We start from the raw sequence: 21,718 nt of genomic DNA, 5'->3' as shown, positions 1-21,718 counted from the left end.
AAAATGGGTGCTTTACAATCAAACCTGCTGCTGCTCCTGGCGGCCGCCATCTGGGGGCTGGCCTTTGTAGCCCAGCGGGTAGGCATGGACCATGTTGGTCCGTTTACCTTCAATGGAGTCCGGTTCTTGCTGGGCAGTCTTTCGTTACTGCCAATGCTCTTTTACTATCGTAATACAACGCGGCAAACTACTGCCGGCAATTCCGGGGATGCAGTACGGGCGGGGATTCTTGCGGGCTTAGTCCTGTTTACCGCCGCCTCGCTGCAGCAAATTGGCCTGATTTATACCACGGCAGGCAAGGCGGCCTTTATCACCTGCCTGTATATTGTGCTGGTGCCGATTTTGGGATTGTTTCTGAAACAGTATGTTAGTCTTACTACCCGGATTAGCGCAATGCTGGCGATTATTGGTCTGTATCTGTTATGCGTGAAAGAAAGCTTTTCCATTGCTTATGGTGACCTGCTGCAGCTGGTGGGCTCTTTGTTCTGGGCCATACATATCCTGCTTATCGGTTATTATGCCAACCGGATTAATGTATTGCTGCTGTCATTTTACCAGTTTGTTACCTGTGGTGTACTCAGTCTGGGAATTGCACTCTGGTCTGAAACAATAGCTGTTGAAGGACTTACCGGGGCACTGATTCCTATTCTGTACGGCGGTGTTGTCTCTGTCGGGGTAGCTTATACGCTGCAGGTTCTTGGCCAGAAATATTCGCCGCCGTCGCATGCTGCCATTATTCTGAGTATGGAAACCGTTTTTGCGGTCATTGGCGGCTTCTTTCTGCTGGGGGAGCGCTTAGGTTTTCAGGAAATGCTGGGATGCGGTCTGATGCTGGCAGGTATGCTGTTAACCCAGCTGCAAAGTATTCAGCAGCCTGCCGCGGAAATAGTCATGACTGAGGAAACAAGCGGTAAGACGGGTTGACCGGAGCTGAATTATGGGGGTGTTGTCATGAACGGCGTTCGTTTCTACCGGGATGCCGATTTGCCATTCTTTGAATTAAAATTATGTGATGCCAGTTATCTTTGTTATAAAAAGCATTCTCATGAAGAATACTCTTTGGGGATAGTGGAGCATGGCAAGAGTTCTTTTTGGTGTGAAGGCAAGGTTACCGAGGTTAGCCCCAAGACCACGGTGCTGATTCCGCCGGGGCTGATACATTCCTGCAATCCTGACCGTCAAGGCCGGTGGCAATACAAAATGTTCTTTATTGAGGCAGGCTGGATGCAGCGGTTCTTGGCAAGTAAAGGCATAGCTGTTTTCAACCGGCCGGTGGTGAGCGATATGACGACACTCTCCGCCCAGCGTGCCCTGCATGCTTTGCTCGAGCCCTTGGCGCAGCAGGCAAGCCCGCTGGAAAAGGAAGCCGGCGTAATGGCCCTGTTTGAACAGGTGGTTGGGAGTATGGAGCCGGTGGAAACTTGCCGCAAGATAATCGAAGTGCCCAAACTGAAAATGATCAAGGACTATTTGCACAATAACTATTTGAAAAAGATTACCCTGGAAGAACTGGAAACCATATCAGGCCTGAATAAATTTGCCATTATCCGTGCTTTTAAGGAAGAATTCAATATACCGCCCCATACCTATCAGACACTGCTGAGAATCAATTATGCCAAGAAACTGCTGCGGCAGAACCGGCAGATCGTGGAGGTGGCCTGTGAAGCCGGTTTTTATGACCAGAGCCACTTTCATAAGGTATTTAAGAGCCATACCGGCGTGACACCGGAAAAGTACCAAAGGCTGAAATAGCCATACGTCAATTTTTTACAATACGCCTGCTGCTTTTGCCTGGTATGCTGGTCTCATGCGTTATCTAAAAGCATGTTTTCGGTGACGCCAGATGGGGTACCAGAGTAAAAATCAGGAGGGTATTATGAAGGAAAATACAAGCAAGACACGGCAAAAGGTCAGCTTGCGGGATAATCAATATATTATGGCTAACCTGCTGCTGCTTATAACCGTTTTATTTTGGGGCGTATCTTATGTAAGCATCAAAATTACGGTGGCCGAAGTACCGCCGGTCACTATGGCTCTTATCCGGTTTGCCATCGCCTCGGTGCTGCTGGTGGGGCTGCTTAACCGGTTTGAGCCTGGTGCCAAAGTCGCTAGGGCCGATATTCCGCGGATGGTATTGGCAGGCTGTCTGGGGATTACACTGTACTTTTATTTTGAAAACATTGGCGTAAAGTTAACAACTGTAGTCAATGCCTCGCTGATTGTGACAATTATTCCGATTTTGGCCATTTGCCTGGATATACTGTTTTTCGGCGCCAGGGTTTCAGTGCTTAAACTGGTCGGGATAGCCATTGCTATTGTCGGCATGTATTTTTCGGTAACAGCCAACGGCCAGCTGGATTTCAACTCTGCCAATTTCATTGGCAATCTATTTGTTCTGGGCGCGATGTTGTCCTGGACCTTTTATACTCTTGTTGCCAAGTCGCTGCAAAATAAGTATTCCGGCATGTGCATGATCACCTATCAAACGGTGATAGGCACAATACTCTTGCTGCCCTTGTCGCTCACCGAAGTTAACGAGTGGCAGGTATTTTCACTGACCGCTATGGGGCATATTTTATTTTTGGCAGTGTTTTGCTCGGTGGTCTGTTATTTATTGTATATGTATGCGTTAAAACATTTGGATGTTGCCATTACAACCCTGTATCTTAATCTGGTTCCTGTTGCCGGGGTACTTGGCGGCTATTTAGTCCTGGGAGAAAGGGTGCTGCCCATTCAGCTTGCCGGTGGTGCAGTAACGCTGCTGGCTATTTGGGTTATGAATTTTGAGCGGTCCAGGCAAGCCGTTAAAGCAGATGAATTCATACATACAGCAAAGGAGAAACAGGCATGATTTCAGTGAAGCGGCTTGAAGAAACCTTCCGTAGGCTGAGTGCCATCGGGGCACAGGCAGGCGGAGGCATTACGCGCCTGGCGTTCAGTGATGAAGATTGGGAAGCCAGGAATTATATTCGTGAGCTTATGGAAGCGGCCGGGCTTGCTGTCCGAGTGGATGCTTTCGGCAATCTCATTGCCCGCCGGGAAGGGCTTAACCCGGCGGCGCCTGTGGTTATGCTGGGGTCACATATTGACAGTGTTCCCAATGGCGGCAACTATGACGGGGTGGCAGGCGTACTGGCAGCGATTGAGGTGGTCCGCTGCCTGGAAGAAGCGGGACAACAGACAGTGCATCCCATTGAAGTTGTTGTTTTCATGGCTGAAGAATCCAGCCGGTTTGGTATGGCCACCCTTGGCAGCAAGGCATTTTGCGGCAAACTGTCCTTGGCGCAATTAGAGCAGTATACCGACAAGCAGGGTGTGACACTGGCCCAGGCTATGCGCGGGCGGGGGCTTGCACCTGAGAATATCGGACACGCGCGTTATGACCAGGCAATCAAAGTCTTTTTGGAACTGCATATTGAGCAAGGCAAAGTATTGGAAACCATGGGTAAACAAATTGGCATCGTCACCGGGATTGCCGCCCCTACCCGCCTGAAGGTAATAGTAACAGGCCAGGCCGATCATTCAGGCGCCACGCCCATGAATATGCGTCAGGACGCGCTGGCTGCGGCGGCTGAAATTATTTTGCTGGTAGAAAAACTGGCAGGTCAGGAAAGCCATAACGGCACGGTAGGTACGACCGGGATGGCAAAGGTTGAGCCAGGGGTCATGAATGTTATTCCCGGACGGGTCGAACTGGGCATTGACCTTCGCGGCATTTCGGCGGCCAGCAAACGGCAGGTGCTGGGGGAACTGACGGCAGGCATTGCTGAAGTACAAGCCCGGCGCGGTGTCGATATGGAGATTATTACGCTTACTGACGAAAAGCCTGTGGAAATTTCCCGGGAAATAGTCGAATTCCTGCAAAATATAGCAGAGGAATATGGTTATGCCAATATGCTGCTGCCAAGCGGTGCCGGACATGATGCCATGCATGTGGCGGAAATGGCTCCAACCGGCATGGTGTTTGTCCCCTGCAAAGGCGGCATTAGCCACAATCCGGCCGAATGGGCCAGCATTGACGACATTGCCGCCGGTGCCCGGATATTGCTGGGTGCGGTGAGAAAATTGGCCGAAAGCATGGAGACAGACAATCTGGGTTAGTGTTTTCGACAAGCCTGGACGGACAAACTCCGTACCTTGTTTGGCGCTTACCTGCCCGGCGCGCGCTTGCCTCATTTTGTCAAAAAGAAGCTATAGGGCTGGGAATTTGCGCAATTTTATAGAGATAAGCAAGACCGTGTAGGTGCCCTGCTGGCAGGGAATACACGGTCTTTTCAATAGGTTGGTTTTATATAGCAACAAGATTAAGATTTTTTGTAATAATAAGCAGGCGATCAGGAAAGTATAGCGAATAATACCATAACGGAGAAAAAAATCTCCGAAGGTAAGGTTAGTGAATATAATCTCCGAGGTGGTTTGATAATGCTATTTTCTAAAATTCGGCTACAGCATAATCGTTTTACAGCCACGCAAAATAAAATTGTCCAATACCTGCAAGCGCATGCGCAGGAAGCCCTGACCCTGCCAATCAATGAATTTGCCGCTAAATGCGGTGTGGGTGAAGCGACGGTAATACGCTTTTACCGGCTGCTGGGCTATAAAAATTATGCCATGTTTCGTGTTGCCCTGGCTAAGGAGTTAGCCGCAGAAACCGATATACAGCCGATTTATGAGGAAGTGCAGGCCCATGACGGGTTAACTGACATCATTCGTAAGGTCGCCGATTCCACCACTCAAGGGATTTCTGACTTGAAGCAGCAGCTTTCGGCAGAGGCGCTGGCAACTATTGAACAGCAGTTGCGCCAAGCCGCTGTTGTTCATGTCATTGGCTTGGGTGCCTCCGGTGTAGTGGCCCAGGATGCCAGGCAAAAATTTATGCGTCTGGGCTGCAGGGTTATTGGGTATTCCGATTCCCACCTGATGATGATTGCCGCATCAATTGCCCGGCCGGACGAAGTCTTTTTTGCCATTTCCCACTCAGGCGAGACAACAGATATACTCCGTACACTGGCGCTTGCCCAAAAACGCGGCTGCTTTACCTGTGCTCTGACCAGCTCCATCGACTCCGGCATTACTCAACTTGTTGATGCGTATTTATTAAGCTGCACCTGTGAAACGAAAATGCGTTCAGATGCTATGATTTCCCGCATCGTTCAGCTTGTCGTCATTGATATTTTGTATGTTATGATGGCGCTGCAAATTGGTGAGCCGGCTATCGCGGGAGTAAATCAATCGCGTACAGCCCTGCGGCAATATCGTAATCAGTCTGACTGAACTGCCATATCATCATAATAAGGAGGAAGCGATTTGAAAGCAACAAGCAAAGGGATGATCGTTATCGCCGACGACCTGACTGGTGCCAACGATACCGGGGTACAGTTCGCCCGGCAGGGTATGCATACGGAGGTGCTGCTGAATGATGCGGCGCTCAATGCCACAGCCACGGCCGATATTATCGTAGTTGATACAAACAGCCGCGCCGTTCCCGCCCCGGAAGCCTATGCAAGGGTACAGCAAGCCGCCCAAAAAGCGGTGGCAGCCGGATTTGGCCAATACTATAAAAAGCTGGATTCGACCCTGAGGGGCAATGTTGGCATGGAAATTAAAGCTATTCTTGACTTGAACCTGCATGATTTTGCCCTGGTTATGCCCGCTTTCCCCAAAAACGGGCGCATAACTGTGGGGGGCAATTATCTGCTCAATGGTGCGCCGCTCTCCACTACCGAAATTGCCCGTGACCCGAAAACCCCTGTTTACGAAACCATGCTGCCCGAACTATTGCGAAAACAGACAGGCCTCAAGGTCGGTCATATTGATTTTGCCGATATATCACAGGGACAGGAAGGTATTGTACAGGCCCTGCGCCGGCATCTGAATGACGGTTGCCGGATTATCAGCTCAGATGCCTGGCAGGACGAGCACTTTCTTATTGTTGCACAGGCGGCAGCCAGCCTTTCAGAAAAAATCCTCTGGTCCGGGTCTGCCGGACTTGCCGAAGTGCTGCCGCAGTTGTTTCATTGGGCGGCAGAACCAGAAACCCGCCAGCCGGCTTTTGTTATTGCCGGCAGTGTAAGTTCTGTGACGCGCGGTCAGGTAGAACAGCTGGTGGCTTCCGGCTATGAAATGATTGAACTGGAAGTTGCCGGGTATTTGTCCTGGCAGGCAGGCCAGCCGCATCCGACCCTACAGCAGGTGCAGCAGTCCCTGTCCGCAGGCCGGCGCATTGTTCTGGTCTCCGGTTACAAGGCCGACACGGTGCAGCAGACACAGACTGCCGGGGAAAAGCTGGGTATGTCCCTGGTGCAGGTCGGCGAAAAAGTGGCCCAGATTCTTGGCTGGATTGGCGCCGAAATATTGCGGGCGCAGGATATTTCCGGAGTGGTTCTGACCGGCGGTGATACGGCTGTGGCTGTATGCAACGCCCTGGGTGTCACCGGCATCCGCGTTCTGGAAGAAGTGACACCGGCTATTCCGCTTGGTGCCATGACCACCCAGGAGGGGAAACAACTATTGGTCGTTACTAAAGCCGGAGCATTCGGTGCGCCTGACGCACTGGTAAAAGCAGTGAAAAAACTGGAGCAAAGAAGGTGATTGGCTAATGAGTAAAGAACAGCTTCCGATTCTTGCCATTACGATGGGTGATCCGGCCGGCTGCGGTCCGGAAATTATTGTCAAGGCACTGGCAGATCAACAAATCTACCAGATATGCCGGCCACTGGTGTTTGGTGATGCCGGGAGAATGGCTATGGCGGCCGGGATTGTGAACAGCCTGGCGAAAATTCATGCCACTGCTGAGCCGCAAAACGGGTTGTATGAATACGGTACTATTAACGTACTTGATTTTGCCAATGTACCGGCCGACCTGCCCTTTGGTCAGGTAGACGGCCGTGCCGGTCATGCGGCTTACCAGTATATTGAAGGTGCCATTAGGCAGGCTTTGGACCAAAAGGTGGCTGGCATTGTTACGGCGCCGATCAACAAAGAGGCGCTGCACAAAGGCGGACATCACTTCCCGGGCCATACAGAAATATTAGGTGAGCTCAGCCAGACCAACGATTATGCCATGATGCTTTCCAGTGACGACCTTAAGGTCATCCATGTCACTACCCATGTTTCCATGCGGCAGGCAGCCGATTTGATTAAAAAAGACCGAGTCCTCAGGATCATCCGGCTTGCTGACCGTACGCTGCGGCTGCTTGGCCTGGAAAAGCCGCGCATCGCGGTAGCCGGTTTCAACGCCCATGCCGGTGAAAATGGCCTGTTTGGGCGTGAGGATATCGACGAAATTCTTCCCGCCGTGGAAGCGGCGCAGCAGGAGGGCATTGCCGCCAGCGGCCCCATCCCGCCGGACACCGTTTTCTTCCGGGCGGCAAAGCGTAAAGAGTTTGACATCGTAGTCGTTATGTACCACGATCAAGGCCATATTCCCATTAAGCTTCTGGGCTTTGATTCGGGTATCAATGTGACTGTCGGGCTGCCGTTTATCCGGAGTTCGGTTGACCACGGCACCGCGTTTGACATCGCCGGCAAAGGGATTGCCGACAGCGGCAGCATGACTGCCGCCATCGAATTTGCCGCCAAGGCAGCTCAGGGACTAGCCGGACAAACCGATGCGTGACTGAATCTCACTTCACGGCTCTGGCAGCACTAAAACATGTAAAAGCGAACAATAAACAGCGGAAGCAGGCCCCGGTTTGGGATGACTGCTTCCGCTGTTATGTTATATTTCCGGGAATAGTACCGGAGATACCTGAGGGAAACCTTATAAATCGTAGCGGAACGTGCGGATGAAAGTAACTATTTAATAACCAAAACCGGGCATGGGGCATGATGGAGAACGTAAGTGCTGACGCTCCCCAGAAGCAAGCCGGAAATCGCGCCTAAGCCCCGGCAGCCGATGACGATAATATCATAGCCGTTTTGCGTGGCGAAGTCGGTAATGGCAGTGCGTGGTTCGCCAAGCTCGTTGTGGGTTTGAACGTAAATGCCAGCCGGGACTTGTTTGCTTGCTTCTGCCAGGATTGTTTTAGCATAGTTTGCGGGATCGGTAGAAGCGTTGGGCGGGATTTTGGCTCCCTTGACCTGGTCATACAGAGGGACTTGCTGCGATAGCACCGATACATAAAGAATGCTGATTTCAGCAGCAAAGTAACGGGCCAGCGTCGCTGCATGGGACAATGCCCTGAGCGCGTGGCTGGAACCATCCACCGGAACTAAAATTTTCTTATACGGAACTTCCATAATGATCAACTCCTTATCAATATAGTTAGTAGACCAAAGGTTTCCTGACACCTGACAAATCAAACAGAATGATTGGCAGAACTGGCATTTAAGGAATTTTTCTTATCCATAGTAGGCTGGGCTTTGTACCAGGCGGCATACATGACCGGCAGTACCACTAAGGTTAAGATAGTGGCGCCCATTAGCCCTGCCGCAATGGCGACAGCCATCGGGCCCCAGAAGATGCTTGAAACCAGGGGGAGCATCCCTAAAATCGCTGCTGCCGCAGTCAGAAGGATAGGGCGTAGCCGGATGACGGTGGCATCGATAATGGCGTCCCAGAGAGGTTCGCCGGCTTCCAGCAATTGGTCAATCTGGTCCATTAATATAATGGTATTGCGCATAATAATCCCGGCCAAAGCCAAAATTCCCAGTTGTACGACAAAGCCCATCGGACTGTTGGTAAAAAACAATCCGACCGCTACGCCGATAATGCCCAGCGGTGCCGTAAGCAGCGTCAGAATCATTTTGGGAATGTTTTGCAGCTGGATCATTAGGAGAATCATGATCGCAATGATCATGGCCGGTATCGGTTCTGACATGAATTTTGCGGCCCTAATGCTGTCTTCTTTGCCGCCGTCATACTCGATGCTGTAGCCAAACGGCAAACCGGCGCGCAAATCCGCCAGCTTGCTATAAACCTGTTCCGCCACATCATCCCCGGTCACGTCGTCGGAATTCAATTCCGCCTGTATCCAGATCATCGGCTTCAAATCACGCCGGTAGATCAAACCGTCCTCCGTCTCGAAACGGATGGTGGCGATCTGATCCAGCGGGACATATTGTCCGTTGCCGACCGGAATATTGAAATCTTTTAGATAAGCCGGATCATTTCTGTCCCGGGCGGCAAACCGCAGCACCATACTGACTGTTTTGTCGGTTTCCCTGAATTGGGTGATCTCTGTCCCCGACTGCTGCATCTGGAGCGCACTGGCCAGCGCCTGCGAGGTAATTCCCAGCTTCCGGACTTTATCCTGGTCGATATCCAGATGCATAATCTTACTTTTTTCGCTCCATTTCAGGTTTACATTCCGGGTATGGGGATTGGCGGCCATCACCGTCCGTATTTGTTCGGCAATGTCCCGCACCTTGTCCAGCTCATAGCCTTTTACCCGCAGCATGACCGGATAGTCGGACGATGGGCCGTTGTTGATTACCTTGGTGTGAAATTGCACATGGGGAAATTCCTTGATTAATACTTCGCGGTATTTCGTCTGCAGTTCGTCCCGGGCTTTGGCATCGGTGGCCACAATGATAAATTCGGAAAAATTCGGTTTGTTGGCAGTCGGCTCAAAGCTTAATACAAACCGGGGAGCGCCTTCGCCTACATGGTAGGTATAATAGGAAATTTGCGGATTGTCTGCCAGTTTCTGCGCAAACTCACGGGCAACGGCATCGGAATTTTCAATGGAAGAACCCTCAGGCAGCTCCAATTGGATAATCAGTTCCGGCCGGGTGGAAGCAGGAAAGAATTGTTGTTTTACCAGCCCCAACAAACCGATGGAAGCGATAAAAGCACCTGCTGTGGCAATTAGTACAGTCTTTTTATGGGTCAGGCACCAGACTAACAACCGGCGGAATTTTTGATAAAATTTTGTATCATAGGGATCATGTTCTTTTTCCCCGTTCCCTTTCGGTTTAATTCTGATAAACAAATAGCCTAACAGCGGTGTGGCGGTCCCGGCCACCAGCCAGGAGGTAAGCAAGGCGATGGTGACAACCATAAAGATGCTGGCACAGTATTCCGAAGCGGTCCCGGCGGCAAACCCGACCGGGATGAAGCCGGCGCAGGTGACCAACTCGCCGGTTAAGCGGGGATAAGCCGTGGACGTATAGGCAAAGCAGGCGGCGTTAAAGCGGCTCCAGCCTTGCTCCAGCTTAACCACCATGGCTTCAATGGTAATAATCGCGTCATCCACCAGCAGGCCCAGCGCGATAATCAGCGCGCCCAGGGAGATCCGCTGCAAATCAATGCCGAACAGATTCATGAAGGTAAACACGATGGCGATGACCAGCGGAATACACAATGCCACGATGATGCCGGAACGCACTCCCAGACTGATAAAGCTTACGATTAAGACAATAACAATGGCTTCGCCCAGGGATTTTACGAATTCATCAATAGAGCTTTCCACTACTTTGGGCTGATTGACGGTCTGGTGTATCTCCAGGCCGGCGGGCAGTTCCTTTTTCACCTGTTCGATCGTCTTTTCAATATTTTCCCCCAGGACCAGCACGTTGCCGCCTGGCTCCATCGCCAGGGAAATGCCGATGCCGGGTTCCCCGTTATAATAAAACTTAGGGTCGGCGGGCTCACTGTAGGAGCGGGTAACGGTCGCGATATCACCCAGGCGGAAGGCGCGCCCGTTCGCCTGAATGGGAGTATTCTGAATATCCTCCAGGTTTTCAAACATGCCGGTAATCCGTAAATAAATATTGTCAGAGGCTGTTTCCAGCATGCCGGCCGCCGACATGGCATTTTGTGCCTGCAGCGTGGTGGTGATTAAATTGGGATCAATCCCCAATTGTGCCAGCTTGCTGTTTTCGATTTCAATATAAATCTTTTCGGTTTGCACGCCCAGGAGGTTCACTTTTTTTACACTGGGAACCCCGAGCAGAATCCGCCGGATTCTTTCCGCCTTGGCGCGCATGTCTTCATAGGTATAACCGTCGCCGGTCAGGGCAAACACCACACCGTACACTTCGTCAAACCGGTCGTTGAACTGCGGCGGCAGGACCCCGGAGGGGAAAGTGCCGGCGATGTCGCTCACCATATTGCGTACTTCCAGCCACTTGTTGCGTACGTCTTTTTGCAGCACCGTGTCTTTTAAATGAACATAAATTACCGTGACTCCCGGAGTGGAGTAGCTTTTTAAATAATCAAGCCCCGGCAGGTCCTGCAATTTCTTCTCAATTTTGTCGGTAACCTGCTCCTCCATCTGTTGGGCTGTGGCTCCCGGCCAGGCAGCGGTAACAATCATTTGTTTGATGGTAAAGTCCGGGTCTTCCATACGGCCCAGGTTTTTATAAGAAACAATACCGGCAATGAAAAAGAGAATGATGAAAAAATAAATGAACTGTTTGTGGTTAAGGGACCATTCGGTCAAGTTGAATCCTTTCACAGCGAATCACCGCCGATGCTTACCTGCTGCCCTTCGGTCAGTTTATGTACCCCGGCAATGACGATCCGCTCACCCTGGCGCAGGCCGTTGAGTACCTGGACGGTATTGCCCTTGCCGTAATAACCGGTCTGAATGGAGCGCAGGGTTACGGTTCCGCCCGCAACTACCCAGACAGCGGGGGTGGGATTGCCGGTCTGATAGACAGCCGCTACGGGAATGTTTATGACCGGTTGTTCTGAGTTGCCGGCTACGGCTACGGTAGCGGTCATGCCCAGCTTTATTGCCGGCGGCGGGTTGATCAGACTGATACGCACTTTAAAAGTGCGGGTGATTGGGTCGGCCATCGGAGAAATTTCTCTTATCCTGCCTTCTGCCGTTACAGCGGGCAAAGCCCAGAAGGAAACCTGTATTTTTTCCGTCTTGCGCAGTTCTTCGATCCGGTTTTCCGGTATGCTGATCTCCACTTCCCGTTCGCCATCCTGCACGACGGTAACGATAACCTGGCCGGCGCTGACTACCTGGCCGATTTCGGCGGAGATGCCGGATACAATGCCTGGTTTATCGGCTTTTAACAAGGTATAATCCAGCTGATTGGCACTTTGCTTATATTGTGCTGAGGCTTGGCGCACCCCGGCAACGGCTACATTATGGGCGTTGGCATACTGGTCATACTGGGACTGGCTGATAGCGCCGCCTTCCAGTAGTTCCCGGTAGCGGTTAAGGTTGCTTGCGGCTAATTGCAGTTGCGATTCGGCCGAATCGACCTGAGCGGAATAGTTACTTACCGTTTGCACAACGTCCTTGGCGTCAATTTGCAGAAGGACGTCACCGGCCTGTACCGTACTGCCCAGCTGCACATTTCTTGTGATAATTTTGCCGTTTACCTGAAAAGCGAGCTGACTTTCATAGCGGCCGCGCACTTCGCCGGAGTAAGTATACCTCTGGGAAACAGCGGAGTTGCCGACAACGGCGGTGCGTACCACCGGAATTTCATTGACGACTGCCGGTGGGCGAGGCTGTCCTTGCCAGAGCGTGCCGCCGAGAATACATAAGACGGCGATGGCTGCGAACACATAATATAATTTTTTTCTGGGAATATTGGTTGACCAAGATGGTAATTGCATGCTTTCACTCCTTAGTTTAAAAGGGTTATATACCGGGAAATGACTGCTTCGAAAAACGGTATCTTTTCGGCAAAAGAAGGGGAGGAGGGCGGGTCGAGTCCTGATGCCCTCGTATTTTCTGAGTTATAAGCGGAATTTTCCGACCGACAGTTCGGCGTTGATACAATTTACATGCCTCCTTCTGTAAGGGGTAAAGTAGTTTTCGACTAATTATTTAAACGTGTTTAATTAATAGGTTTGAAAAAACCGCTCAATCCAGATTTTTCTGGCAAGCGGGATTTTCGGGTAATGATTCAATTGTGGTTGACTTGCATGATTACAGCGAGATATGGATATTTCCCTCTTGTAGGCCTACTGTCTTTTCGACGAGAGATTCCGCCATTCGCAGACGCAGGGACAAGAGTTCCCGGGGTTGCTTTTCATAGAGGCCAGCAATTAAAAAGTCTATGATAAGTAGGATAAAGCTCATAGCAGTCTGCGGATGGGGGACGTTAAAGACCTGACGGCTTCGGCCTTCTTCGATAATATTCAGCCCCAGAGGCGTGAGCATGAGCGTGACGCCTTTGGTTAGTTTATTCTTGATATGCAAATTCTGCTCATGATGTATAGTATTAAGCAGTTCTTCGCCGTGCGCACGGACATCTTTAATTACGGTACTGATCATAAATCCCAATTTTTCCGCTGGAGAAGCATCAGAATGAGTCATGTTTTTAATTTCGGCAAGGAAACAAGCTACATGACGGTTAAGCAGTGCTTCCAAAATTTCCTCTTTGGACTTAAAATAGTAATAAAACATGCCCTGCGTAACACCCATTTCTTTGGCAATGTCACTGACAGTTGTTCCGAAATAACCCTTAGCTGTAAATAAATATTCTGCTGTATCTAAAATCTCGGTAATTCGAATTTGCGGATCTTGCGGAGGTCTGGCCATAATATATACCTCAATTGCTTAATTATTTAAATGCATTTAAATTATAAATCCTGTTATGAATTTTTTCAAGGATTAATTTTCCACCTGTGCATTCCAGCCTCGAAGCAGGGGGACGTTCATTTTGCTTCGCATACAACGTCCGCAGTTTGCAGCAAGTTGCTACGCCTGCGAGGTTTTGGGGTAAGACCTGGCTCCTCAAAAAATATTAGATGATTATTGCTATTTTGTAAGGGAAACGATATAATTTGTAAAGAGGTAATACCTCATATGTATAGAGGGCTATCCTATGTAAAATTATGCAGGAGGGCTTATGGAGATCAGGCGGGTAAAAAATCGTTCTCTGAATGAGGAAGTAAAAGAAGCCCTGTACCGGTACATAAAGTCTATGGATATACAGAAAAATAATAAGCTTCCCCGCGAGGAAGCGCTGGCTGAAATGTTAGGGGTAAGTAGAATTACCATCAGGCGATCCCTGACTGAGCTGTCCCACGAGGGGGTAATTTTTCGAAAACACGGAATCGGGACCTTTGTCAACGCCGACGCCCTGCAGATTAAGATCACCTTTAATCCGGCTCAGGAATTTGAAAAGCTGATTAGAAATAGCGGCTATAAGGCAGAGGTGGAACTGGTAAATATCGAAATTAAGCTTGCAGGCTATAATGGCTCGAATAAATTGCAAATTGATCCTGAAGATGAAGTGGTAATAGTAGAAAAAGTATTTTATGCTGATGGAAATCCTGCAATATATTGTATCGATAGATTTCCCCGGAAACTGATCGAGGGAGATATCTCCCCCAACGACATTAAACTGTCGATTTTTGAGTTTTTAAAAGCCAAGGCAGGCAAAATAGTAACCAGAGACATCGTAGAAATATCCACTGCAATGGTAACAGAAGATGATAAGCTGGCGGCTTACATGAATAGTGTGAAGCCCAAAGCCTTTTTAGTATTTGAGAGTGTGAATTTTGACCAGGACAATAATCCGGTTTTTTATGATACCGAGTATTATGACACAGATCTTATCCGGTTCAGCTCTTGTCGGCAAAAGGATATATATTAAAAAAATAATAGCTGAAGTTGGCAGAGTAAACAATTTCGGCTATTATTTTTTTTAATATAATATAGAGGTAATACCTCATACGTATGCTGTGACTGCTTCTGCCTTGCTTTTACATTATTATAAATTTTTTAGGAGGTAACGGTATTATATGGAACTTAGTACATGTAGCAACAAAGGCTTGCTTGAACGTATGTTTAAGCTTGCGGAAAAGGGTACCAATGTTAAAACGGAAATCCTGGCAGGAATTACTACCTTTTTAACCTGTGTGTATATTGTCGCCGTTAATCCGGCTATTCTTGCCAACGCCGGCATGGATACCAAAGCTGTGTTTTGGGCTACCGCTCTGGCGGCAGGCTTAGGTTCTATCTTCATGGGGTTATACGCTAATTTTCCCTTTGCGTTGGCGCCGGCCATGGGCTTAAACGCCTATTTTGCTTTTTATGTTGTCGGCGTACTCAACCTTTCCTGGCAAAATGCATTAGGCTGTGTATTGATCTCGGGGATTGCTTTTATCATTTTGAGTTTGTTTAACATTCAGGAAAGAATTGTTAATGAAATGCCTCACTGTATAAAAAATTCGGTAGGTGCAGGCATTGGATTTTTTATAGCGTTTATCGGCTTAGCTCAGGCTGGAATCGTGGTCTCCAATAAAGATACTTTGCTGCAAATGGGCAATTTAGGTAACCCGGGGACTTTGCTGGCATTACTGGGCATTGCTTTGACGGCTGTACTCATTATTAAACGAATCAGAGGCGCTATATTAATCGGGATATTGGCCATCACCGTTGCCGGCTTTTTTGTCAAGAACCCGGCAACAGGCATGAGTTACACGCAATTGCCGGCAGGCGGCATGCTGGCCTTTGATAATCCTGTTCAGGCCTTGGCTCCCACTTTTGGACAATTATCTTTTGCCGGTATGTTTGACAGTTCAGGCATTGTGCTGCTGGGAGTGCTGTTTGCCATCTTCAGCTTCTTATTCGTCGATTTATTTGATGGTATCGGCGTTCTTGTCGGGGTATCAGCCAAGGCCGGTTTTTTAAATGAAAAAGGGGAACTGCCCAATGCCGGTAAAGCGCTTTTTGCCACCGCCTGCTCTGCCGCCGGTGGAGCGGTATTGGGTACAAATACGGTTTGCATTTATGGAGCGGAAAGTACAACCGGGATAGCCGAGGGCGGCCGCACCGGCCTTGTTGCCGTGGTGGCCGGAATTCTGTTTATTTTATGCCTGTTCTTTTCGCCGGTATTTCTTATGATTCCGGCTATCGCGACTGCACCGGCCCTGGTCATGATCGGGGTCTTTATGATGGAGCCGCTCAAATCGGTGGATCTTCAGGACTTTGCCATAGCCTTCCCGGTATTTTTGGCAGTCATGATTATGCCCTTTACTTATAGTATTGCTCATGGAATTTTATTTTCCGTACTAGGCTACACCCTCGCGCAGGTCGCCGCCGGCAACAGGAAAAATATCAGCGCCACGGTATGGGTGTTAACGGTAATCTTTATTATTTATCTGACCTTAGAAATAATACTAAAATAGATACAAGAGGTGCAGGCAATGAGAACTTTTGAAGAAATTAAAACAACGGTTGAAGCCGGTTTGGGGAGAATTCCCTGTGATTTGAAGCTGGAAAATGTTCAATTGGTCAATGTGTATTCTGCCGAAATATATTCTACCGATATATACATAAAGGATAAAAGAATTGTTTCCATTGAGCCCAATATTGATTTGGCAGCCAAGGAGGTAATTCCTTGTCAGGGGCAGTACGCCCTGCCGGGTTTAATTGATACCCATATGCATTTTGAGTCAACCTTATTGTCGCCGGAAGCTCTTGCGGCGGTAATGGTTCCCCAGGGTACTACCACGATTTGTGTTGATCTTATGGAAATTGCCAATGTTGCCGGTGCTGCCGGCATTAAGACCATGCTGCAATCCATGTCACGGCTGCCTTACCGGATGCTGATTGAAGTATCCTCACGGGTTCCCACTGCGCCAGGCCTTGAAACTACGGGGGCAGTTTTGGGGGTAGCAGAGGTTGAAGAAATCTTAAACTGGGAAGAAAGCTGCAGCCTGGGTGAGATAGACCCTTCGAAAATATTATTTGTGCAGGATGAGTATTTGCAGAAGATAGCAGCAACGCTGGCGCGGCGAAAAGTTGTTAACGGCCATGCTATCGGACGATTGGCGCAGGAGCTTAATGTTTATGCCAGTGCCGGTATATCTGACGACCACGAATGTGTTGATTATGAAGAATTGCTGGCCAGAATACGCCTGGGCATGAAAGTCATGGTCAGGGAAGGCAGTACGGAAAGAAATCTGGAAAAACTAATGACCGGAGTAATGGCCAACAGCCTGGATTACGATAATTTAATTTTCTGTACCGATGATAAGCATGCCAGTGAAATCAGAGAAGAAGGACACATTAATTATAATATCAATAAAGCGGTGGCTCTCGGTGTGCCGTTCATGAAGGCAATGCAAATGGCGACGATTAATGCAGCCAAGCATTTTAGAGTGGAAGATGAATTAGGCAGTATAACTCCCGGCAGACTGGCAGATATCCTGTTGGTCAAGGATTTACAGGACGTAAAGCCTGTCAAGGTAATTTTTGAAGGTAAAGTAGTTGCCGAGGCGGGTAAATTATCGGTGGAATGTCCGCCGGTGCAATATCCGCAGTGGATTAAGGAAAGTGTTACCTTTAAGCAGACAATTACCGCACAATCCTTTGCGGTCAAGGCTAAAACCAATCAAGCCAAAACAACCGTTAATGTCATCGAGCTGTGTGATGAGCAAATTATTAATGAATGGGGCCGGACGGAGCTTGCCGTTGAACATGGCGTTATTGGCAATGCTGTGGCACAGGACATTCTGAAGCTTGCGGTAGTCGAAAGATATGGTAAAACCGGCGGGGTAGGCGTAGGTTTTGTTAAAGGCTTTGGTTTAAAGAAAGGCGCTTTGGCCTTTTCCACCTCACATGACCACCATAATATTGTCTGTGTGGGAACAAATGATGCTGATATGGCTGTGGGGGTTAATGCTATCCATGAGATGCAGGGCGGACTGGTTGTGGTTGATAATGGCAAGGTAATCGCCAAAATGCAGCTGCTTATCGGTGGCTTAATGAGTGAAAAATCCGCAGATGAGGTCCTGGAAGAAATTGAAGCCATGAATATGGCGGCCAGGACATTAGGCTGTCCGCTGCCTGCGCCCTTTATGACTTTAAGTTTTATTTCCCTGCCGACCGTTCCCAAGCTGGGCTTAACAGATAAAGGACTGGTAGATGTTCTGGCGCATAAGCTGATTGCTGTGGAAGCTGATTAATCGGGTTACTTAGGCACATTTTTTTAAACAAAGGAATGAAAGTTAAATAGGTTCTAAAAAGCCAGGACTGATATTCGCCTGAGAGCGGATTTCAGTCCTGGCTTTTTTTGTTTAACAGCATGTATGAGCTTTGCGCGGACAGCCGTTATACAATGCTGCGCTGCTGGCGCTTACAGATAACGGCCGCCTGCGTCTAAGCTGCCATACTACTTTAGCAGACGGTCTAAGGTATATCTGGTAACTCCCAGCTGTTTGGCGGCTTTTGATTTGTTGCCGCCGCAGGCTTTGAGTGTATCGACGGCTAATTGGTGCTTCATAGCTTTCATACTTACAGCCGCCAGGCTGTGACCGGCAATTGCCGCAGGAGCAGCCAGCGTTTTTGCTGCTGGCAGTCTGACGCTGTCGGTGTCAAGTTCTTTGAGGGAATCCAGCAATATATCCATCGTGTTTCCGGTTTCTTCATATGTCAATGCCAGACGTTCCATGGTGTTGCGCAATTCGCGGACATTGCCGGGCCAGGGATAGCGAATGAGCGCATCATGGGCTTCCGGCGGCAGTTCAATGGCGCTGCGGCCGTATTTTTCCGCAAATAAACTCAAAAAATAGTTGGCCAAAGGATAAATATCGGCAACTCGCTGCCGCAGGGGCGGAATGGCGATGGTCAGCACGTTAAGTCGGTAAAATAAATCCATTCGGAAAAGCCCTTCAAAGGCTTTCTGTTTAAGCGGGACATGGGTAGCGGCGATGACTCTGATATCTACCGGCATCCAATTGTCTGACCCCAGCCGCATGACTTGCCGCTCCCCCAGTACGCGCAGCAGCCTGGCTTGCAAACCGAGCTCCATATCGCCAATCTCATCGAGAAACAGTGTGCCGCCGTGGGCCAGCTCGACTAAACCCGGCTTGCCTTCCTTGCGGGCGCCGGTAAAGGCTCCTGCCACATAGCCAAAGAGCTCGCTTTCCAACAGCTGTGGCGGTAAAGCCGAACAGTTGACGGCGACAAACGGACCGCTGCTGCGGCTGCTTTCCTGATGGATGCTTTGGGCAAACAGTTCCTTGCCGCAGCCGCTTTCCGCCTGGATTAGCACCGTTCCGTCGGTTAAAGCATACCGCATGGCCTTATCGATGGTTCGCTTCATTTCATGGTCCCAGGCCATAATATCGCTAAAGGAATATTTGGCAAACAGGCCTTTGGCATGAAGTGTAAGGCGGATTTTTTGCTCGGTTTTTTGGATCCGGCCGGTTTCCTGAAAGGTGGCGACAGCTCCTTCTACCTTGCCGTTGACCTTAATGGGAATTTTGCTGGTAACAATCATTCCGGAAGGCGTGCTTTGCAGCTGGTCCAATTCCGCTTTGCCGCTGATGAGTATATCAGGCAGTTTGCTGTTGGCGATAAACCGGGTAATTGGTTTGCCGATTGCCTGTGCGGCATTGCTGTTGAAAATGGTTTCTGCCGCCGGATTCATGACTGTGATGTTGCCGGAGTCGTCAATGGCTACCACACCGTCATGAATAAAGTGTAATATAGTGCGGAGCTGCTCTGCCAATTTTTTTTCTTCTGTTTGGACCTGGGCAATCCGGCGAGCCTCTTCGATGGCTTCATAAATCGATTCCGCGCCTGATACGATGAGCCTGACCTCAGGCACATCCAGATTTAGTTTGCTGATAACCAGGGTATCGCCAACCAATATGTCCACCGGGGTTTGCAGCAGTTTTTTGTGCAAGCGGGCCTGGGCTGCCTGCCAATCCGGGTTTTCGGTGCTATTTAGGGTTAACAGTTCAAGCGATTTTATTTGCAACATTTGGCTGATTGCCTGGCAGCCTCTGACTACATTGTGATAGCCGATTACCCCGATGGTTTTATTTTTTCCGATAAGGTCGCTGAGCGTATGCAAAATATCATAGCCGGTTACCTTTACCTCCACAACCGGGAGGTTAAGATTTTCTTGAATCAGACTGGCGGTGCCGCCGCGGCTGATAATCACCTGGCAGCCCTCGGCCGCAACTTGTCGGGCGCAGTCCAGCCCTTCATCCAGCAGGCCTTCAAAGACTTTTACGTCCGGGTAAGTTTCGGCGCAAATTTCACGGGCCAGTGTCGCTAAATTGGTATATGGAGCAATAAAGGCAATGCGATTCACAACAGTTCCTCCTAGTTAACCAAAACATGTCTCGTTTTTATAGATATGTTCAATTTTTTATTAAAATATGTTCAAAAAATTAGCACGTACTTCTTTGTAATTCAACAAATAGGGCGAAAATCCTGTTGGCATGAAATTTGCATATAAAATATTATGTAAAGGAATTTTTGCTGTTACTACTAGATAAAGGAGTGCTAATTACATGAACTTTCAAGGATTTGTACGTCCTGACGGGACGGTAGGCATTCGCAATCATGTTCTTATTCTTCCTTCCGTTGTTTGTGCCAACCGGGTGGCACGCGGTATTTCACAGCAGGTAGCGGGAACAACCTGGGTTGAGCATCAGCACGGCTGTACTCAGCTGGGCGCCGATGCGGAACTGACAGCCCATGTGCTGGTCAGTCACGGTACCCATCCCAATGTATATGGTGTTGTGGTTGTCGGGCTTGGTTGTGAAACCATCCGGGCCCAGAACATTGCTGCCGCCATCAAGGAAAAATGTCCGTATAAGCCGGTTCACCTGGTTATCATCCAGGACGAAGGCGGATCGGTAAAGGCTACTGCTGCCGGAGTCAGCGCGGCAACAACTATGGTGGGCGCAGCGGCGCAGCTTCAGCGGGAAGCCATCGATGCATCCAAACTTATTTTGGGAACCGAATGTGGCGGTTCGGATGCCTATTCCGGCATATCTGCCAATCCGGCCCTGGGTTTTGCCAGCGATCTCCTGATTGACGCAGGCGGCAGCGTGGTTTTGGCCGAAACCACCGAAATTATTGGTGCCGAACATATTATCGCCTCCCGGGCGGTCAATGAGGAGGTTGCGAAAAAATGCTTCACCACCATCCAGGCCCGCGAAAAACTTGCTACCGATATGGGAGTGGATATGCGCGGCGGGCAGCCGACACCCGGCAATATTGAAGGGGGCCTGTCCACGATTGAAGAAAAATCGCTTGGCTGTATTTACAAAGCCGGTTCCAGACCGCTGCAGGATGTCATTGGCTATGCGGCACCTGTCACCCAGAAAGGACTTGTATGGATGGATACGCCGGGACAGGATGTGGAACAGCTTACCGGCATGGTGGCCGGGGGCTGTCATCTGACGGTTTTCACTACCGGGCGGGGAACCTGCTGCGGTTCACCGATTTCGCCAACAATCAAGGTTTCGACAACCACACAGCTATTTGAGCGCATGAATGATAATCTTGATTTGGACGCAGGCCCGATTGTTGACGGCAAGGAAACCGTTGACCAGGTTGGCCGCCGGATATTCCAGGAAATCCTTGATGTGGCTTCCGGCAAACAGACAAAAGCGGAAATTCTCGGTTTCAATGATTTTGCTATATACCGGTTCGGACCTACGATGTAAGAGAGGAGTGGATAAGATGTCTAAAATACAGGCCATTATTATGAAGCCAAAAGATAATGTGTGCACGGTGGTCGAAGCAGTTGCCGCCGGCACGGAAATTACCGCCAGCTGCGGGGAGATCAAGAGTACTACGCAAGTGCTCAATAACATTCCTGCCGGCCATAAGTTCGCCATCAAAGCCATCGGAAAAGGAGAGCCGGTGATTAAGTACGGTGAAATCATCGGTCTTGCCACCCAGGATATTGAGCCAGGTCAGCATGTTCATGTTCACAACATCGAAAGCTGCCGGGGACGAGGCGACAAATAACCCTGCTGCGGCAGGAAAGCCTGGTTAATGAATTCCATAATATAAAATTAAATTGTTGAAAGTGTAGGGGA

Annotated in this window: 17 protein-coding genes; 12 read left to right on the top strand and 5 right to left on the bottom strand. The window is 49.4% G+C overall.

Annotation, left to right across the window (positions count from 1 at the left end; translation table 11 throughout):
• The first annotated feature begins 3 nt into the window (after positions 1–3).
• The 7 genes from SPSPH_RS17875 to pdxA all read left to right on the top strand — a co-directional run bounded on the left by SPSPH_RS17875 (position 4) and on the right by pdxA (position 7,618).
• On the top strand, positions 4–924 hold the full coding sequence (locus SPSPH_RS17875) for a DMT family transporter (protein WP_075757789.1): 921 nt from the start codon (positions 4–6) through the stop codon (positions 922–924).
• Between the two features lie 27 nt (positions 925–951).
• Positions 952–1,752 (top strand): AraC family transcriptional regulator, encoded by an 801-nt coding sequence (locus SPSPH_RS17870; protein WP_075757790.1) that lies wholly within the window; start codon positions 952–954, stop codon positions 1,750–1,752.
• 124 nt (positions 1,753–1,876) lie between these two features.
• A complete protein-coding gene (locus SPSPH_RS17865; protein ID WP_075757791.1) occupies positions 1,877–2,851 on the top strand; it encodes a DMT family transporter in 975 nt (324 codons plus the stop codon).
• Positions 2,848–4,101 carry a Zn-dependent hydrolase gene (locus tag SPSPH_RS17860; protein WP_075757792.1) on the top strand — a complete coding sequence of 418 codons (1,254 nt, stop codon included), beginning with the start codon at positions 2,848–2,850 and terminating at the stop codon, positions 4,099–4,101. Before SPSPH_RS17865 ends, SPSPH_RS17860 begins: the two co-directional genes overlap by 4 nt.
• A 321-nt stretch (positions 4,102–4,422) precedes the next feature.
• A complete protein-coding gene (locus tag SPSPH_RS17855; protein WP_223226057.1) occupies positions 4,423–5,274 on the top strand; it encodes a MurR/RpiR family transcriptional regulator in 852 nt (283 codons plus the stop codon).
• Positions 5,275–5,307: 33 nt separating this feature from the next.
• On the top strand, positions 5,308–6,591 hold the full coding sequence (locus tag SPSPH_RS17850) for a four-carbon acid sugar kinase family protein (RefSeq protein WP_109298241.1): 1,284 nt from the start codon (positions 5,308–5,310) through the stop codon (positions 6,589–6,591).
• 7 nt (positions 6,592–6,598) lie between these two features.
• A complete protein-coding gene (pdxA, locus tag SPSPH_RS17845; protein ID WP_075757793.1) occupies positions 6,599–7,618 on the top strand; it encodes a 4-hydroxythreonine-4-phosphate dehydrogenase PdxA in 1,020 nt (339 codons plus the stop codon).
• A 179-nt stretch (positions 7,619–7,797) separates the two neighbouring features.
• Here pdxA and SPSPH_RS17840 read toward each other — a convergent pair whose 3' ends face one another.
• The 4 genes from SPSPH_RS17840 to SPSPH_RS17825 all read right to left on the bottom strand — a co-directional run bounded on the left by SPSPH_RS17840 (position 7,798) and on the right by SPSPH_RS17825 (position 13,457).
• Complete coding sequence (locus SPSPH_RS17840) at positions 7,798–8,241, bottom strand: universal stress protein (RefSeq protein WP_075757794.1); 444 nt, start codon at positions 8,239–8,241, stop codon at positions 7,798–7,800.
• A gap of 59 nt (positions 8,242–8,300) precedes the next feature.
• Positions 8,301–11,402 carry an efflux RND transporter permease subunit gene (locus tag SPSPH_RS17835; protein WP_075757795.1) on the bottom strand — a complete coding sequence of 1,034 codons (3,102 nt, stop codon included), beginning with the start codon at positions 11,400–11,402 and terminating at the stop codon, positions 8,301–8,303.
• Positions 11,399–12,526 (bottom strand): efflux RND transporter periplasmic adaptor subunit, encoded by a 1,128-nt coding sequence (locus tag SPSPH_RS17830; protein WP_075757796.1) that lies wholly within the window; start codon positions 12,524–12,526, stop codon positions 11,399–11,401. The genes SPSPH_RS17835 and SPSPH_RS17830 overlap by 4 nt, the downstream gene beginning before the upstream one ends.
• 316 nt (positions 12,527–12,842) lie before the next feature.
• Positions 12,843–13,457, bottom strand: a complete 615-nt coding sequence (locus SPSPH_RS17825) for a TetR/AcrR family transcriptional regulator (RefSeq protein ID WP_075757797.1) — start codon at positions 13,455–13,457, stop codon at positions 12,843–12,845.
• Between the two features lie 310 nt (positions 13,458–13,767).
• Between SPSPH_RS17825 and SPSPH_RS17820 the strand changes: the two genes are divergently transcribed.
• The 3 genes from SPSPH_RS17820 to ade all read left to right on the top strand — a co-directional run bounded on the left by SPSPH_RS17820 (position 13,768) and on the right by ade (position 17,836).
• On the top strand, positions 13,768–14,517 hold the full coding sequence (locus SPSPH_RS17820) for a GntR family transcriptional regulator (RefSeq protein ID WP_075757798.1): 750 nt from the start codon (positions 13,768–13,770) through the stop codon (positions 14,515–14,517).
• 148 nt (positions 14,518–14,665) lie between these two features.
• Positions 14,666–16,054 carry an NCS2 family permease gene (locus SPSPH_RS17815; protein ID WP_075757799.1) on the top strand — a complete coding sequence of 463 codons (1,389 nt, stop codon included), beginning with the start codon at positions 14,666–14,668 and terminating at the stop codon, positions 16,052–16,054.
• An 18-nt stretch (positions 16,055–16,072) separates the two neighbouring features.
• Entirely contained in the window at positions 16,073–17,836 is a 1,764-nt protein-coding gene (ade, locus tag SPSPH_RS17810) for an adenine deaminase (RefSeq protein WP_075757800.1), read from the top strand.
• A 206-nt stretch (positions 17,837–18,042) separates the two neighbouring features.
• Here ade and SPSPH_RS17805 read toward each other — a convergent pair whose 3' ends face one another.
• Complete coding sequence (locus SPSPH_RS17805; protein WP_075757801.1) at positions 18,043–19,974, bottom strand: sigma 54-interacting transcriptional regulator; 1,932 nt, start codon at positions 19,972–19,974, stop codon at positions 18,043–18,045.
• 202 nt (positions 19,975–20,176) lie between these two features.
• Between SPSPH_RS17805 and SPSPH_RS17800 the strand changes: the two genes are divergently transcribed.
• Positions 20,177–21,340: a UxaA family hydrolase gene (locus SPSPH_RS17800; protein WP_075757802.1), complete on the top strand. Its 1,164-nt coding sequence runs from the start codon at positions 20,177–20,179 to the stop codon at positions 21,338–21,340.
• A gap of 16 nt (positions 21,341–21,356) precedes the next feature.
• Positions 21,357–21,647, top strand: a complete 291-nt coding sequence (locus SPSPH_RS17795) for a UxaA family hydrolase (RefSeq protein ID WP_075757803.1) — start codon at positions 21,357–21,359, stop codon at positions 21,645–21,647.
• Positions 21,648–21,718 lie beyond the last annotated feature (71 nt).

The organism is Sporomusa sphaeroides DSM 2875 (assembly GCF_001941975.2).
Lineage (GTDB): Bacteria > Bacillota > Negativicutes > Sporomusales > Sporomusaceae > Sporomusa > Sporomusa sphaeroides.
Note: the sequence above shows the minus strand (reverse complement) of the source record. Positions and strands in the feature narration are given on the sequence as shown.

Coding starts and splice junctions, on each gene's coding strand:
- SPSPH_RS17875 (WP_075757789.1), top strand. CDS start 4: ATGGGTGCTTTACAATCAAACCTGCTGCTGCTCCTGGCGGCCGCCATC.
- SPSPH_RS17870 (WP_075757790.1), top strand. CDS start 952: ATGAACGGCGTTCGTTTCTACCGGGATGCCGATTTGCCATTCTTTGAA.
- SPSPH_RS17865 (WP_075757791.1), top strand. CDS start 1,877: ATGAAGGAAAATACAAGCAAGACACGGCAAAAGGTCAGCTTGCGGGAT.
- SPSPH_RS17860 (WP_075757792.1), top strand. CDS start 2,848: ATGATTTCAGTGAAGCGGCTTGAAGAAACCTTCCGTAGGCTGAGTGCC.
- SPSPH_RS17855 (WP_223226057.1), top strand. CDS start 4,423: ATGCTATTTTCTAAAATTCGGCTACAGCATAATCGTTTTACAGCCACG.
- pdxA (WP_075757793.1), top strand. CDS start 6,599: ATGAGTAAAGAACAGCTTCCGATTCTTGCCATTACGATGGGTGATCCG.
- SPSPH_RS17840 (WP_075757794.1), bottom strand. CDS start 8,241: ATGGAAGTTCCGTATAAGAAAATTTTAGTTCCGGTGGATGGTTCCAGC.
- SPSPH_RS17830 (WP_075757796.1), bottom strand. CDS start 12,526: ATGCAATTACCATCTTGGTCAACCAATATTCCCAGAAAAAAATTATAT.
- SPSPH_RS17825 (WP_075757797.1), bottom strand. CDS start 13,457: ATGGCCAGACCTCCGCAAGATCCGCAAATTCGAATTACCGAGATTTTA.
- SPSPH_RS17820 (WP_075757798.1), top strand. CDS start 13,768: ATGGAGATCAGGCGGGTAAAAAATCGTTCTCTGAATGAGGAAGTAAAA.
- SPSPH_RS17815 (WP_075757799.1), top strand. CDS start 14,666: ATGGAACTTAGTACATGTAGCAACAAAGGCTTGCTTGAACGTATGTTT.
- ade (WP_075757800.1), top strand. CDS start 16,073: ATGAGAACTTTTGAAGAAATTAAAACAACGGTTGAAGCCGGTTTGGGG.
- SPSPH_RS17800 (WP_075757802.1), top strand. CDS start 20,177: ATGAACTTTCAAGGATTTGTACGTCCTGACGGGACGGTAGGCATTCGC.
- SPSPH_RS17795 (WP_075757803.1), top strand. CDS start 21,357: ATGTCTAAAATACAGGCCATTATTATGAAGCCAAAAGATAATGTGTGC.